At 42.8% G+C, this 13,223-nt stretch carries 16 protein-coding genes and 1 riboswitch; of the genes, 2 read left to right on the top strand and 14 right to left on the bottom strand.

Annotated features, from left to right (window positions below):
• Nucleotides 1-8 precede the first annotated feature (8 nt).
• The 14 genes from ACEQ1T_RS08795 to ACEQ1T_RS08730 form a co-directional block, all read right to left on the bottom strand.
• Entirely contained in the window at nt 9-692 is a 684-nt protein-coding gene (locus ACEQ1T_RS08795; RefSeq protein ID WP_370222506.1) for a cyclase family protein, read from the bottom strand.
• 65 nt (nt 693-757) lie between these two features.
• A complete protein-coding gene (gene ade / locus ACEQ1T_RS08790) occupies nt 758-2,569 on the bottom strand; it encodes an adenine deaminase (RefSeq protein WP_370222504.1) in 1,812 nt (603 codons plus the stop codon).
• A gap of 3 nt (nt 2,570-2,572) precedes the next feature.
• A complete protein-coding gene (locus ACEQ1T_RS08785; RefSeq protein ID WP_370222502.1) occupies nt 2,573-2,848 on the bottom strand; it encodes a EutN/CcmL family microcompartment protein in 276 nt (91 codons plus the stop codon).
• A 13-nt stretch (nt 2,849-2,861) separates the two neighbouring features.
• Entirely contained in the window at nt 2,862-3,569 is a 708-nt protein-coding gene (locus ACEQ1T_RS08780; protein WP_370222500.1) for a hypothetical protein, read from the bottom strand.
• Nucleotides 3,570-3,595: 26 nt separating this feature from the next.
• Entirely contained in the window at nt 3,596-3,880 is a 285-nt protein-coding gene (locus ACEQ1T_RS08775; RefSeq protein ID WP_009334686.1) for a BMC domain-containing protein, read from the bottom strand.
• A 23-nt stretch (nt 3,881-3,903) separates the two neighbouring features.
• Complete coding sequence (locus ACEQ1T_RS08770; RefSeq protein WP_370222499.1) at nt 3,904-4,317, bottom strand: BMC domain-containing protein; 414 nt, start codon at nt 4,315-4,317, stop codon at nt 3,904-3,906.
• A gap of 107 nt (nt 4,318-4,424) precedes the next feature.
• Entirely contained in the window at nt 4,425-5,384 is a 960-nt protein-coding gene (locus ACEQ1T_RS08765) for a hypothetical protein (protein WP_370222498.1), read from the bottom strand.
• A gap of 16 nt (nt 5,385-5,400) precedes the next feature.
• Nucleotides 5,401-5,664, bottom strand: a complete 264-nt coding sequence (locus tag ACEQ1T_RS08760; protein WP_206837504.1) for a BMC domain-containing protein — start codon at nt 5,662-5,664, stop codon at nt 5,401-5,403.
• A gap of 25 nt (nt 5,665-5,689) precedes the next feature.
• Complete coding sequence (locus ACEQ1T_RS08755; protein ID WP_370222496.1) at nt 5,690-7,027, bottom strand: UbiD family decarboxylase; 1,338 nt, start codon at nt 7,025-7,027, stop codon at nt 5,690-5,692.
• Nucleotides 7,024-7,611: a UbiX family flavin prenyltransferase gene (locus tag ACEQ1T_RS08750; RefSeq protein WP_211202430.1), complete on the bottom strand. Its 588-nt coding sequence runs from the start codon at nt 7,609-7,611 to the stop codon at nt 7,024-7,026. Before ACEQ1T_RS08750 ends, ACEQ1T_RS08755 begins: the two co-directional genes overlap by 4 nt.
• Nucleotides 7,604-8,194, bottom strand: coding sequence for a cysteine hydrolase family protein (locus ACEQ1T_RS08745; protein ID WP_206837499.1), 591 nt, complete (start codon nt 8,192-8,194; stop codon nt 7,604-7,606). The genes ACEQ1T_RS08750 and ACEQ1T_RS08745 overlap by 8 nt, the downstream gene beginning before the upstream one ends.
• A gap of 28 nt (nt 8,195-8,222) precedes the next feature.
• Nucleotides 8,223-9,683 carry an allantoinase AllB gene (allB, locus tag ACEQ1T_RS08740; protein WP_370222495.1) on the bottom strand — a complete coding sequence of 487 codons (1,461 nt, stop codon included), beginning with the start codon at nt 9,681-9,683 and terminating at the stop codon, nt 8,223-8,225.
• A gap of 71 nt (nt 9,684-9,754) precedes the next feature.
• Nucleotides 9,755-11,083 (bottom strand): nucleobase:cation symporter-2 family protein, encoded by a 1,329-nt coding sequence (locus ACEQ1T_RS08735; protein ID WP_370222494.1) that lies wholly within the window; start codon nt 11,081-11,083, stop codon nt 9,755-9,757.
• A 254-nt stretch (nt 11,084-11,337) separates the two neighbouring features.
• Nucleotides 11,338-11,688: a Na-translocating system protein MpsC family protein gene (locus tag ACEQ1T_RS08730; RefSeq protein ID WP_206837492.1), complete on the bottom strand. Its 351-nt coding sequence runs from the start codon at nt 11,686-11,688 to the stop codon at nt 11,338-11,340.
• A 164-nt stretch (nt 11,689-11,852) separates the two neighbouring features.
• Nucleotides 11,853-11,950, top strand: a riboswitch (purine riboswitch).
• A 183-nt stretch (nt 11,951-12,133) separates the two neighbouring features.
• Between ACEQ1T_RS08730 and ACEQ1T_RS08725 the strand changes: the two genes are divergently transcribed.
• Complete coding sequence (locus ACEQ1T_RS08725) at nt 12,134-12,622, top strand: (2Fe-2S)-binding protein (protein WP_370222492.1); 489 nt, start codon at nt 12,134-12,136, stop codon at nt 12,620-12,622.
• A 3-nt stretch (nt 12,623-12,625) separates the two neighbouring features.
• A complete protein-coding gene (locus ACEQ1T_RS08720) occupies nt 12,626-13,210 on the top strand; it encodes an NTP transferase domain-containing protein (RefSeq protein WP_370222490.1) in 585 nt (194 codons plus the stop codon).
• The last annotated feature ends 13 nt before the right edge of the window (nt 13,211-13,223 follow it).

Raw genomic sequence — 13,223 nt, 5'->3', positions numbered from 1 at the left:
CTTTGTTGTTATTCAATGAATACCGCAACCGCACGAATCGGAGATCCCGTTCCTTTCCGAATTCTGAGCGGAAGTCCAAAATATAGAAATCGCATGCCTGCGATCTGGTCGAGATTGCAGAGATTTTCCGTATTAGTTATTCCGTATTCACGGCAAATGAGATGTCCGGAATACATTGGATCATCCGGATGGTCAATGGCCGGGGCATCAATGCCTATATTGACTGCACCTTGTTCAGCCAGCCATTTTGCTGCCTGATAATCCAGGCCAGTATATGTTGTGAGCCATTTTTCAGTGCCATAAGACCGATTGTAGTGGCCGGTATAGAGGAGGACGATATCTCCTTTTTCAATAAACTGCTGTGATTTCCGCAATGCTGCCTCGAGAACACGGTCAGTAATATACCGATCAGGCTGGACGTGGGACACATCAAGGCAAACGGCGGGCCCGTAAAAAAATTCAAGCGGCATTTCATCGATGTATTTTCCGTTTGGATCATATTCATAGGTTGCATCGCTATGGGTAGGGCCATGTTCATTGATTAATAGATTATTAGTTGCAAACATAAATCCAACTTGCTTTTCACTTTCTTCGTGAGAGATATTTGGGAAGATCATTGTTTTTTGATGGAGGGGAAAAACAGGCATCCCCTGATAAATTTCCTGCGTTAAATCGACTAGTTTAACTCCCATGATATTCCTCCTTGCCCGCTAATTCTTTTATATATGAAAAGCGGCAGGGATCGCCGCTTTTGAGGTCAATTAATAATGGTCGGAATGACCTCAAACTTATCTACATCGATTAGGCCCATATCTGTAATTTTCCACTTAGGGCTTGTTACCAGTGACCAGAATGATAAATGCATAAATGGAACTTCCATGCCGCAGCCAAGAACTTCTTTCGCAAGCTGCGACAATTCGTCTACCTTTTCACTCATTTCTTTTCCGGATAATTCATCTGTCATTAAACCGCCAATCCTCAAAGGCAGGTCACCGACTACTTTGCTATCCTTTATCATGGCTATTCCGCCATCCATGGCAATTACACGGTTCACCGCCGTTACCATATCTTCGTAGTTTGTCCCTGTTACGATGATATTGTGGGTATCATGAGCAACACTTTCAGCAATGGCTCCGCTTTTCAAATCAAAGCCATGCAGGAAAGTCTTGCCGATTTTTCCTGTTCTGCCGTGGCGTTCTACAACCAGAAGCGGCAGAACATCCTGTTTAAGGCAAGGCAGCACAATGCCGTCTTTGACATTCAGAGTGAACTCGCTTCCGCCGGTTAAGTTCTGAAAAGGTATAGCTTCAATTGCCCTTACTTTTGCACGGGTGCCTGGGGCTTCAATAGCCAGCTCCTTAAGTGTTACAGTTTTTCTCTTCACTGACTTTTTCACACTTTCCGGATATATGTAAGGAGCAATATCTATTGTTAATTCGCCTTTTTCAGCTGCTTTTTTCCCTGCAAGATACACCTGGTCAACGGTCATATTGTTCAGATCGCTGATCACGACGACATCTGCCCGTTTGCCTGGTGCAATTATCCCAACATCTTTAAAGCCGAAATGGGCAGCCGGATTTATGGTCGCCATTTGGATGGCTTCCACAGGATCAATTCCTACAGCAATAGTTCTGCGGACAATATCATTCATATGTCCGTAATTTAACAAATCAGCTGGCACCATATCGTCTGATACGAGGATTGCACGCCGGGAATCTAGACCATCCTCTGTTATGGCACGGATACATTCAGCCATATTTCTTTGGGAAGAGCCTTCACGCATGAACACACTTACACCATTGCGCAGCTTTTCGACTGTCTCTTCTTTCGTCGTAGTCTCGTGGCAGGACACATGGTTGCCTCCACTGATAATATGGGCGGCAAGCTCTTTGCCAAACAATCCTGGTGCGTTCCCTTCAACCGTTTTTCCTATACTGTTTGCATATGAAACTGCGGCAACAAGGTCGTCTATTAATTCCGGAGCATGCTCATATACCGGCCTGATATTGCTGAAGCTTTGGATCTCCCCAATTCCCTGCACATTTGGGTCAGCCAATAGCTCTTTCATATCCTTGGAAGTCACATCAAATCCGGAGGTTTCAAGTCCGGGAGCATCAGGCACCGCGCAGGGAACCGTGAAAAGTATCCGGTTTGGAAGTGTCTTTGCTTCTTCAATCATCGCCTGCATCCCTTGAACTCCCAGGACATTGCCAATTTCATGCGGATCCCCGATCAGCGTGGTGGTTCCAGTCGGAATGGAAAGCTTGGAGAATTCCGTGCAAGTCAGCATTGCACTTTCAAAATGCATATGAGAATCAATAAACCCGGGACATACGAATTTCCCCTGAATGTTTTCCACTTTCGTTTTTGGCCCGATTAAGTCTTTTGCATCTCCAGCCATTAAAATATATTCGCCTTTCATCGCAACGTCTGCTTCATAGATCTCCCGGGTGATGACATTAATGAAGTATCCGCCTTTTAGAACTACATCAGCAAACTGGCTGGAATCAAGCAGCACGTCAATAAGCTTGCGGTATTGCACTGCTTTTTTTATGTCTTTTGCATCCATTTATTAACCCCCTGTCTCTCCTTCTACACTGTCAATAATTCCGATAATGGCTGCATCTATAGGAGCATCTTTATTTTGGACGGCTCTTGATGCCATGCTTCCAGTCACATATATGACCTTTTCGCCTATTCCGGCACCAACAGTATCAACGGTTATAATGGGGTTCGGTAACAGCGAGCCGTCCAATCCTATAGGCTGGGTAATTAATAATTTTGTGCCCACCAGATTATCATCTTTTCTTGTGGCAGTTACACGACCAACCACTATTCCCAATTGCATAAAGATCTTCTCCTTAATGTAAAATGATTTCGATCTTCAGTTCCTTTGCTGTATCTCTTGCAAGAGGGGTAATGATAGCCCCTTTTGGAACAGCTATTTGATCAAGCTTATTCAAGTGGGCAAACCGGAGTGATTCATCGGTAATAACCGTTTTCTTCAAAGGCTGAACAGCAAAGTCTGCTGGTTCATTGAACTCTAATAATCTGATTCCAAGCATCTTAAGCTCTGCCAACTGCTGATTAAGCTTTCTTTTTAACAAGTCCGGGCCTTTATCCATTCCTTTCAGTTTCCAATATTGGCTGAAAGGATCACCTCCAGCTTTTAAAGCTGTTACCCGTTTTCCCCTTAATAAGCCCTTTAGAATGATCCTCACCATTGGTCTTTTTTCGTTAAGGGACAATATGTCTGTTATTAAAGAAAAGGATAGAATAGGCAAAAAGATTTCGTCAAAATGATCAATAAGCTGCTCATGAACCATTGAAGGAGAGATCCAATCGTCATTTCCAGTCAGAAGAACTAACTTCTGCAGCTGAACTTGTTTAAGCATTTCTTCCTCAGCAGTCATCCTTAGTGTAATATCTTCCTTTGTTAATTCTTTCAAGTAAGAAAATCCTGGTTCCATTCCTATCATATGAGAGGTTAATAGAGCCAGGATGTGAGGTTTTCTGTCTCTGAAGCTGTCATTTCGGAGGTAAAGCTCCTGCAGAGTGTTTTTTGCCATAACACTCTGCTTTTTGCTGCTCATGCTTATTCACCGATGTTTTTTGATAATAGAGCTCTTTCAACTTCGCTGTGCGGCCTTGGAATAACATGTACCGAAATGAGTTCTCCAACTCTGCTGGCCGCTTCCGCCCCTGCATCTGTAGCAGCTTTAACCGCTCCTACATCTCCTCTGACCATAACCGTTACAAGACCAAATCCCACTTTTTCATATCCGCAGATCTCCACGTTAGCTGCTTTAACCATTGCATCCGCTGCCTCTACTGCGCCTACAAGACCTTTTGTCTCGATTAATCCCAATGCTTCACCCATTGTGTGTTTCCTCCTTTAATTTATTAAACTGATGGTTGGTCTGTATCATTATCATTAAGGTTGTTTTTTTCTATCGTTTGCTTTTTTCTTTTCGTCTCTGCTTCAAGTTTTTTATCCCCCTCAGCATCATTTCCAGGATGCAAATCTTCCAGTTTAAAATGCGGAAGCAGCTTCCCTGCTACTTCACTGTGGGCACGAGGGATGACATGTGCAGAAATTACTTTTCCAATTCTCTCTGCAGCACTCAAACCAGCATCGACAGCAGACTTCACCGCCGCTACATCCCCGTTAAAATGGATGGTAACGCCCAGGTAGCCATCCACTCCTATTACTTTTTCAATTCCTACAATTTCTACATCTGCTGCTTTTACGGCTGCATCTGCAGCAGAAACTGCTGTTGAATAACCAACGGTTTCAATCAAACCTAATGCTTGCAACTGAAAAATCCTCCTCTTATGAAATAGACAAAATCGTCTCTCTGTGCCTATAAGATGTTTGCGGGATAAAAATAGCGCTGAACTGTGACAGCTATGCTGGCTAAGTCCTATTTAATTCTGTCGAATTCCTTATGAAGCTGATCTGAGATGCTTGATACCTCATCATAGTGTCCGTGAAGCAGCAAATATTTCTTTTCTATTAAAAAATGGAGTTGTTCAGAAGTGCTTTTTTTCATGTAACGGTCAAGAATTAAAATACCCGAATAATAGTCGATTCCTTCAATGACAGCGACACCGCCAATTGAAGAGTTCAGCCCCAATTGTTTTGTAAGCCATGGACTGGGGGATTTTTCTCGATAAATTTGAGTAGTTTTAAAGGATTTTTGGGAAAGTTTTTTAAAGAAGCTCTTTAAAGCGTTTAATAGTGTTCTACGTTCATCTTCATATAGCTCCAGCGAAAAGGATTGCCCGCTGTTTTTGTCCCATGTCAGGCAATATCGTAAAGAAGGAAACTCCCTTAAAAGGTCATTAAGCATAAATAGCTGGCCCGGTGAGCATTTTTCTGAAGTGACTACACCGACTGAGGCTGTTTTTAATTCCCGCTGAAAAGAGCTTTCAAGAGCAGGATGAAGGTCTGAGAACAGCCAGACTTTTACTCCCTCCGGCGTTTGTCCGATAAGCTGGCTTTCTCTTGCATTTCGGTCAGGGCTTATATCAGCAAAGTCAGCCTTAGAAGAAACCGGCTGTTTCCCCTGTACCAGGGAAAGGGTTTGAAGCTGTGCAATTTTTTCCTTATCTGAAAGCTTGGGTGAAGAAAGAGAAGCTGTTTGCCTTCTATTGTAAGGATTTGGATCAGCATTCATGACCGGCTCTGCATGATGGATTGATATTCTTTTATTCATTTTTTCCCTCTGGTAATTAGGTCTGCTAATGCCCGGTATATTCTTTTCTGGTTCCTGGTGCCTGCCTGGAGGGGACTGATTGGAAACTCCAGGAATAGGATTTACTTTTGTCTTGCTGTAAGGCTTCATCACTTCTTCTACAACACTTTTAATAAAGTCAGACACACATTATGCACCTCCATTAAAGAATTTTGCGAAGTTCTGAATGAGGACGGGGTATAACGTTAGAAGAAACCAGTTCTCCTCCAGTCATGGTGTGAGCAGTCTTCCCAACCTCAACAGCTGCAGTGACTGCTGCGACATCGCCTTCGATAATGACGGTGACAAGTCCGGATCCGACTCTCTTTAAATCAACTAAACTGACATTTGCCGCTTTTGCCATTGAGTCCAGCGCTTCAACAGCCGCTGTCAAACCCCTTGTTTCAATCAAGCCAATTGCCTTCATTTTTGACCTCCTCTACTGCAGAAGCTTAAAGATAGTCTTCGAGATTCACTTCAATGGGGATCGAAGTCCTTTTAAATAACTCTTCTTTTCCAAGCGGATAGGTTGCGTCGATGCCCATCTTATCACTGACTCCTTTTAAATGATGGGACGATTCGAGCGGCGATCCCTTTGCACCTTGTACGATAAATATGTCATCACCTGCCTGGACTCTTGTAGCTATGGCCCATTCAACATCATCTGAATCAAAAATATCGACGTCATCATTTACAACAATCACATGCTTTAAATCCTTATCGCTTGCAAAAGCTGCAAGTGCTGCCTGTTTGCCGTCACCATCATGCTTCTTCTCAATCTGAATGACTGCATGATAGCGAGCCACCCCGCCCATCGGGATATGTACAGCTTTTATATTTGGAACCACCTGCCGGACAGTGCTTAAAAGAGTGGCTTCCCTTACAAGCGCCATTGGCAGCCTTTCTTCATAGCTTGATGGAAAAATAGTCTGTGAGATAGCATTATCGCGGTAAGTAACGGCTGAAAACTCTACAACCGGCTGAGGCGTTCTGGTGCCATAATAGCCTGCCAGTTCGCCAAAAGGTCCTTCGAGTTCTCTTTCATATGGAAGCATTCTGCCTTCCAAAACAATTTCCGCCTCAGCCAGTACTTCCAGATCAACTGTTTTGCATTGAACAACATCAAGGGACTGACCGAGCAGTGCACCTGCTACATCCAATTTGTCGGTATGATACAAATGTGTACTAATCTGAGAACTTAATACAACTGCTGGAACCACGCCAAACATAACAGCCACTTCCATCGGTTCGCCAATGCTTTCATAATGGGCATATTGCTCCATCAGCTCTGGGGAGGTTATGAGGATGTTTGTTCGATTTCCGCCAAGATATTGCATTCTGCGAATGGAGGTATATCTTTTTCTCCCTGATAAATCTTTAACCACCAATATTCCTGAGACATAATAAGCACCAGAGTCTTCCGCGTGATAGGTTGGGATAGGAAACAAGTCTGCAAGATCGAATTCCCCGGTCACCAGATTCTCCTGAACAGGGCCCGTTTGCCTTAATGTGGTTGGAATAGGATTAACAATAGAGTCGATGATTTTAGGAATAAGTTCCCCAGATTGGATACCCATGCTGTCAGCCATCAGCTCTCTGTCACCACCCAAACCGGCAGCCATGGAAGATTGATAGCCTTTAATTTTTTCAAATAAAAAAGGCTCTCTTCCATTTTTGGCATTAATCACCGCACCCAGCTCGTGCATAGGATCCACCTCTTTTTTCACCCGATGAAGAAACCCCATGCTTTCCCATCTATCCAGCAATGCCCTCATTGTTACAGGGTTCATGCCTTTTCCCCCCATCTCTCCAGCAGCTCATGGTCAATATCCAGCATGTCCAATATCCTCGCCACCATAAAGTTGGCCAGCTCCCATATTTCTGTCGGCTTATGATAAAAGCCTGGTGATGCAGGCATTATACATGCTCCACTCTCAGCAAGGAGAGTCATATTGCGCAGATGAATCAAATTAAAAGGTGCTTCCCTTGGAACAATAATGAACTTTCTATTTTCCTTTAAGACAACACTGGCAGCCCTGCTTAATAGCGTATCGCCGACCCCATTCGCAATAGCTCCCAATGTATTCATCGAACATGGTACGATAACCATTCCGTCTGTCTTAAAGGATCCGCTGGCAACCGCAGCGAAAAGATTCCGGTTGCTGTGGATAGTGGCATACTCCTTCAGCTCGTCCATCTTGATCCCGCATTCAAATTGCATTACTTTTTCTCCCATCTCCGTAGCAATTAAATGCGTTTCGATCTCTAATTGATGAAGAGCGCGGATCAAGGTATAGGCGTACAATGATCCGCTTGCTCCGGTAATGCCAACTAAAATTCGCTTTCTTCTTATTCCTAAAGAGGAGTTAGACAACAGATTCGTCTTGGGAGAATTTCTTTTTAGCCAGCTTTTTGTAATTTTCTGTTGATAATATATCCCCGAAGATATCAATGTCTCTTAAACCTGATACATGCATATCGTCATCCTGGGAAGCGGTGGCATCTGAAATGCAAATGACGTTGTAGCCATGATACAAAGCATCAGAAGCAGTACTGCGAACACATACATTGGTCCAGACTCCAGTTAGTACCACAGTATCTATTTCTTCTTCTCTCAGGAAGAGATCAAAATCGGTGTAGCTGAATGCACTATGCCGCCTCTTTTGGACCACATAATCCCCTTTGCTCTCATCAGGCTGGAGCTCTGGAATGAATTCCGAACCCCAGGTTCCTTTAACTGCATGGACTGGCCTCACGCGAAAATCACGGTCATTTTTTCTGTGAGCTTCCTGAACATGCACAACCTGGATATTGTGTTCATGAGCGAATTGAATAAGCTCTTGTATTTTAGGAACTATTTTTTCGCCATTCTCGCACCTTAATGCTGCTTTTTCACCGATAAAGTCGTTTAACATATCAATAATGACCACACAGTGCTTTTTTCCCCTAAGTTCCAATCCGGACAGCCTCCCTCTTTATAAGTATTTATTGCTGTGCTACTGGGTCTTTTGTTTTTGCTTTTACCGCTTCGTATTTTTCATATTTTAAAGTTCTCTCAAGTCTCTGGATATTTTGGCGGGGAACATACTCTCCATAGCCTGCTTCTCCAACGATGCCTTCATCATCCTCGTAAATCACTTTTCCGCGTATGATCGTTTGGACTGGCTTTCCTTTAAGCTTCATGCCATGCAGAGGGTTATATTTAGCCATTGATTCTGTTTTCTGCTCGTCTATTACATACTCTTTCTCAAGATCAATCACAGTGAAATCAGCATCGCTGCCAATTTCCATTGATCCCTTTTTAGGGTAAATGCCATAATGAATGGCAGCATTGCGGCTTGTTACCTCGACAAACCTTGATAGGGATAAACGGCCTTTATTTAATCCTTCACTGACAAGGATCGGTACCATCGTTTCTACACCAGGTATGCCGGGGAAAGTGTTCCAGATCGTTGCCCCGGGATAATCCTTTTCTGTGGCAATTTCATATGGGGCATGGTCTGTACCGACAAAATCGATTGTTCCGTCAGCCAGAGCCTGCCAATGAGATTCGTTATCCTCTTTTCCTCGTAAAGGAGGAGCAATCTTTGCATAGGAACCGCGCTCTGACATGGAGTCCTTTGCATTGAGAACAAGGTAGTGAGGACAGGTTTCTGCTGTAACCTTAACACCACGCTTCTTTGCTGCTTTAACCAGCTCGACGCCTTCTTTCGTGCTCATATGTACCACATGTACACGTGCGTCTGTAGCTTCTGCAAAGCTTAGAATCAGTTCAATGGCTACCTTCTCAGCGAGGCTTGAACGTGCTTCCGCCCATGCTGGACCGTCAAGGCGCCCTTCTTTTTCAAGTTTCTTGGAATTGAATGTGCAGATATCATAGTTTTCAGCATGAACTCCAATTGGGAGTCCGGTTTTTGCAACGTTTTTGAAAATTTCCAGCATTTCTGCGTCCGATACTTTAGGGAAGGTAGGGACAGAAGGAGTCATGTAAACTTTAAAGGCAACAACTCCCTGGTCGATCTGCGGATAAATATTATCGATCCAGCCTTCACGTGCATCTTCTCCTGTCATGCCGCCCCAGAAACAGTAATCAATATAAGCCTGATCTCTGATTGGTCCGATTTTTTTATTGAAGCTCTCCCCATCACGAACGGATGGCTTACTGCAGCATGGCATATCTATAATGGTTGTTAAGCCTCCCGCTGCTGCAGAACGGCTGCCAGTTGCAAAGGTTTCTCTATGAGTAAAGCCTGGATCCATAAAATGAGTATGCGGATCAATACAGCCTGGAACGACTAATTTTCCTTTAATATCAATTACCCTGGCTGCATTCAGAAAAGAAATGTCATTGGTGTAGCCAACAATTTTCCCCTCGTTAACCAGAATATTTGTTAAAACCTGACGATCTCCCTGGGGAATGTTGGCATTTTTCAGAATTAAATCCATTTCTCCTGCTCCTATCTATTATTTGGATTTCTGTCTCGCAAAAAAGAGACAGATGGTTTCAGCAGTTGCATTTAAATCGCTTCAGCTGAATGATCTCCTTTCAGCTGTTCGATTCTTTCACTTTCACTTATATTTAAATCTTTATAATTAAATACCAAATTTAATAAAATTGCTGTGATGCTTCCCAGTACAATCCCATTTTCAACCAGCAGGCGTGCGCTTGTTGGAAGACTTTCAAAAATTTGCGGGACAACTGCCGAGCCAAGTCCGATTCCTATGGAACAGGCAACGATAAGCAAGTTTTCATTTTTGCTGAAATCAACAACAGAAAGCATTCTGATTCCGGATGAGATCACCATTCCAAACATTGGAATCATTGCTCCGCCTAGAACAGCCATAGGGATAATCGTTGTCAGAGCTGCCACTTTAGGCAGAAGCCCCAAAATCATCAAAATAACGCCAGCTGCGATAACTACATTTCTCGTTTTCACTTTAGTTAACGCTACAAGTCCCACATTCTGTGAAAAGGATGTATAAGGAAACGCATTAAAAATTCCCCCTATCACTACAGCCAGCCCTTCTGCACGCAGCCCTTTTTTAATGTCTTTGGAGCCCAGCTTTCTCTCACAGACATCTCCTAGAGCCAGGAAAACCCCAGTAGATTCAATCATGCTCACAATAGCTACTAAAGTCATTGTAAGTATGGCCGAGGCATTGAATGTCGGGAATCCGAAATAAAATGGCTGAACAACATGAAACCAGGAAGCCTGGCTTACTTCGGCAAAGCTGACAAGCCCCATAAAATAAGCAGTGATCGTTCCAGCCGCCAATGACAGCAGCACAGATATAGCTCTCATATAGCCTTTAAAGAACCTGTTCATTAAAATAATTAGAACCAGTGTAAATGCAGCCAGAAATAGATTCTGGGCACTTCCATATTCTGGGGAACCAAGTCCTCCTGCAGCATTATTCATGGCAACAGGGATTAAGGAAACCCCGATAATAGCTACCACTGAACCGGTTACGACCGGAGGGAAAAATCTCATTATTTTACTCATAAATTGAGATAAGATCATGATGATAATTCCTGAAGCAATAATCGCCCCATAGATGGCTGTGATGCCCTGCAGATTCCCGATGGCAATCATGGGTCCGACTGCTGTAAAAGTACATCCAAGTATCACCGGCAGCCGGATGCCAAAATGCCTCCCCCCTATAACTTGAAGCAATGTAGCAATCCCGCAAGTAAATAAATCAATTGAAATTAAGTAAGCAAGCTGCTGGGCAGTGAGCCCTATTGCCGGTCCAACAATCAGTGGAACAATAACAGCACCTGCATACATGGCAAGCACATGCTGAAATCCCAAAGTCCCTACTTTCCAAGGATTTAGCTTTTCCAAAGACTTCCCCTCCAGGTTTAATTCTTTGTTATGCCTCAGCCTGACTCCAGCGGATAAAAACAGACATCACCTCCCATAAGAAAAATGTGTATAAAAAAAACCGCAGCAATAGATAACATCAAAGTACACATAGATGTTCTATTACTGCGGCTTCATTCAGCTTCCGTTAAACAAAAGGCAAAGGAACCGCTCCGATATGAGGGTTTAAGAAAAACCGCGGCATGCACAGCTTCCCCAAACATAATGTAAAACTGCTATTCTTTAAAATAAATAACTGTGCATGCTTCTTCGGTATCAGGATCGTAATCTTTTAAAATCGTTTTGACTTTCAAATGGAGAGAATCTTCAATCAGCCCCTTTAAAAGCGATTTAAATTCAACAATCAATGCTGAATCAACCGATATTGTCAGGTGATGAAAGTTCTGGCTTAGCATATGCAGTGCCTGAACACGCTTATGCTGTGCAAATATGATGACTCTATCATCAAAAGTTTCAAGACGCTGTTTTTTTACGCCTGTACCATAGATCTCCTGATTGACACGATTATAAAGAAAAGCGAGATCTTTTTTTAATGATTGATGGAATTTTGAGGTTATTACAGTCATGTAGTCCTCCTGTTATTCACTATATTAAACAAGGCAGTTTTATAAGTCAATACCATTTATCAGAAAATTCTCACTTGACAAAATATTAACTTAACTATTACACTACAAATCAACTCCCCCTCTATTTCTATAATTGTCTTGATAATACCTCCCTCCAGCACACTGAAAAATCAAATAGAATTTTTCGTATAACCTCAATAATCGGTTTGAGGGTTTCTACTAGGAACCGGAATTCCTATCTACGAAAGGCATATTTCCTGTGGACAGCAGCCAGGAACCTTTTGTGCAGGAATTTTTTTGTGCTTATTAGTCTATTTAGAAGAATATGCATAATATCATAGCTTAAATACCTCTTCTTGCTCGCCAGGCTATTAACCCTTACAAAATACTCACATAATTTCTCATCGTCATTTAAAGTTTCAAAGTTCTTTGAGGAGGCGAAGATTTGAAAAGCATTAAATTTATTGTTAATGGAAAGGAACGTACGGTCGTTTGCCCGCCTGCAAAAACGCTCCTGGATGTCTTGAGGGAAGATTTAGGATTGACTGCCAGCAAGGAATGCTGCGGAAAGGGAGAATGCGGATCTTGCTCTGTACTAATCAATAAAGAGGTTGTATGCTCCTGTCTAGTCCTCGCTGGCCAGGCGGAAAACCAGGTGATCACGACTTGTGAAGGAGTCGGCTTATCACCAAATCTGGATGTAATTCAGGAATCATTTATTGCTGAAGGAGCAACACAGTGCGGTTACTGTACTCCGGGAATCATCGTATCAGCTAAAGCTTTCTTAGATAGAATTGACACGATTCCATCTGTTGAGGAAATTAAAACAGCATTAGGGGGCAACCTATGCCGCTGTACAGGCTATACAAAAATTATCAAGGCAGTTCAGACCGCTGCTGCAAAAAAAATATCCAAACCTGAAACAGCCAGATAGTCTATGACACATACAGCTATTGTTCTTGCTGCAGGCCGATCCAGCAGGATGGGTACTTTAAAAGGACTGCTGCAGTGGAAAGGAACGACCTTATTTGAGCATCAGCTGCAAAACCTCAGGGAATCAGTATTTTCTGACATTGTTGTCGTTTTGGGCTACAAAGCCGAAGCATTCATTCCCATCGCAAAGAAATACCCTATCAAAATCATCATTAATGAACAATTCTATGAAGGAAAATGCTCCTCAATCATTTCTGGGGTTAAAACCGCTGTAAAGTCAGCAGAAACGATTCTTATTACATCCGTTGACCAGCCGCTTCAATCACTCACCATTAACATGCTTGCAGAATCACTTGTAAAAAGAGGCAGCCTGATTGCAGTTCCAAGCCATCAAGGAAAAAGAGGGCACCCTATCCTCTTTTCCGCCCAATTGAGGAACGATCTTTTATCTATCAAGGAAGAAAGAATGGGTTTGAGAGATGTAATTCAAGAGCATGAAAAATTTCTTCTTGAGGTGCCCGTGGAAAATGATCAGATTCATCTTAACCTGAATAATCAGGATGATTATATAAATGCACTAAAAAAATAACCTGGAGGTAAAT

This window comes from Cytobacillus sp. (assembly GCF_964223445.1).
Taxonomy (GTDB): Bacteria; Bacillota; Bacilli; order Bacillales; family Cytobacillaceae; genus Cytobacillus.
The sequence above is the reverse complement of the archived record's forward strand: the minus strand, read 5'-3'. Positions and strand labels throughout refer to the sequence as shown.

What these genes read in the sequence shown, in the direction of transcription:
- ACEQ1T_RS08795 (WP_370222506.1), bottom strand. Translation starts at nt 692, where the DNA reads ATGGGAGTTAAACTAGTCGATTTAACGCAGGAAATTTATCAGGGGATG.
- ade (WP_370222504.1), bottom strand. Translation starts at nt 2,569, where the DNA reads ATGGATGCAAAAGACATAAAAAAAGCAGTGCAATACCGCAAGCTTATT.
- ACEQ1T_RS08785 (WP_370222502.1), bottom strand. Translation starts at nt 2,848, where the DNA reads ATGCAATTGGGAATAGTGGTTGGTCGTGTAACTGCCACAAGAAAAGAT.
- ACEQ1T_RS08780 (WP_370222500.1), bottom strand. Translation starts at nt 3,569, where the DNA reads ATGGCAAAAAACACTCTGCAGGAGCTTTACCTCCGAAATGACAGCTTC.
- ACEQ1T_RS08775 (WP_009334686.1), bottom strand. Translation starts at nt 3,880, where the DNA reads ATGGGTGAAGCATTGGGATTAATCGAGACAAAAGGTCTTGTAGGCGCA.
- ACEQ1T_RS08760 (WP_206837504.1), bottom strand. Translation starts at nt 5,664, where the DNA reads ATGAAGGCAATTGGCTTGATTGAAACAAGGGGTTTGACAGCGGCTGTT.
- ACEQ1T_RS08755 (WP_370222496.1), bottom strand. Translation starts at nt 7,027, where the DNA reads ATGAACCCTGTAACAATGAGGGCATTGCTGGATAGATGGGAAAGCATG.
- allB (WP_370222495.1), bottom strand. Translation starts at nt 9,683, where the DNA reads ATGGATTTAATTCTGAAAAATGCCAACATTCCCCAGGGAGATCGTCAG.
- ACEQ1T_RS08730 (WP_206837492.1), bottom strand. Translation starts at nt 11,688, where the DNA reads ATGACTGTAATAACCTCAAAATTCCATCAATCATTAAAAAAAGATCTC.
- ACEQ1T_RS08720 (WP_370222490.1), top strand. Translation starts at nt 12,626, where the DNA reads ATGACACATACAGCTATTGTTCTTGCTGCAGGCCGATCCAGCAGGATG.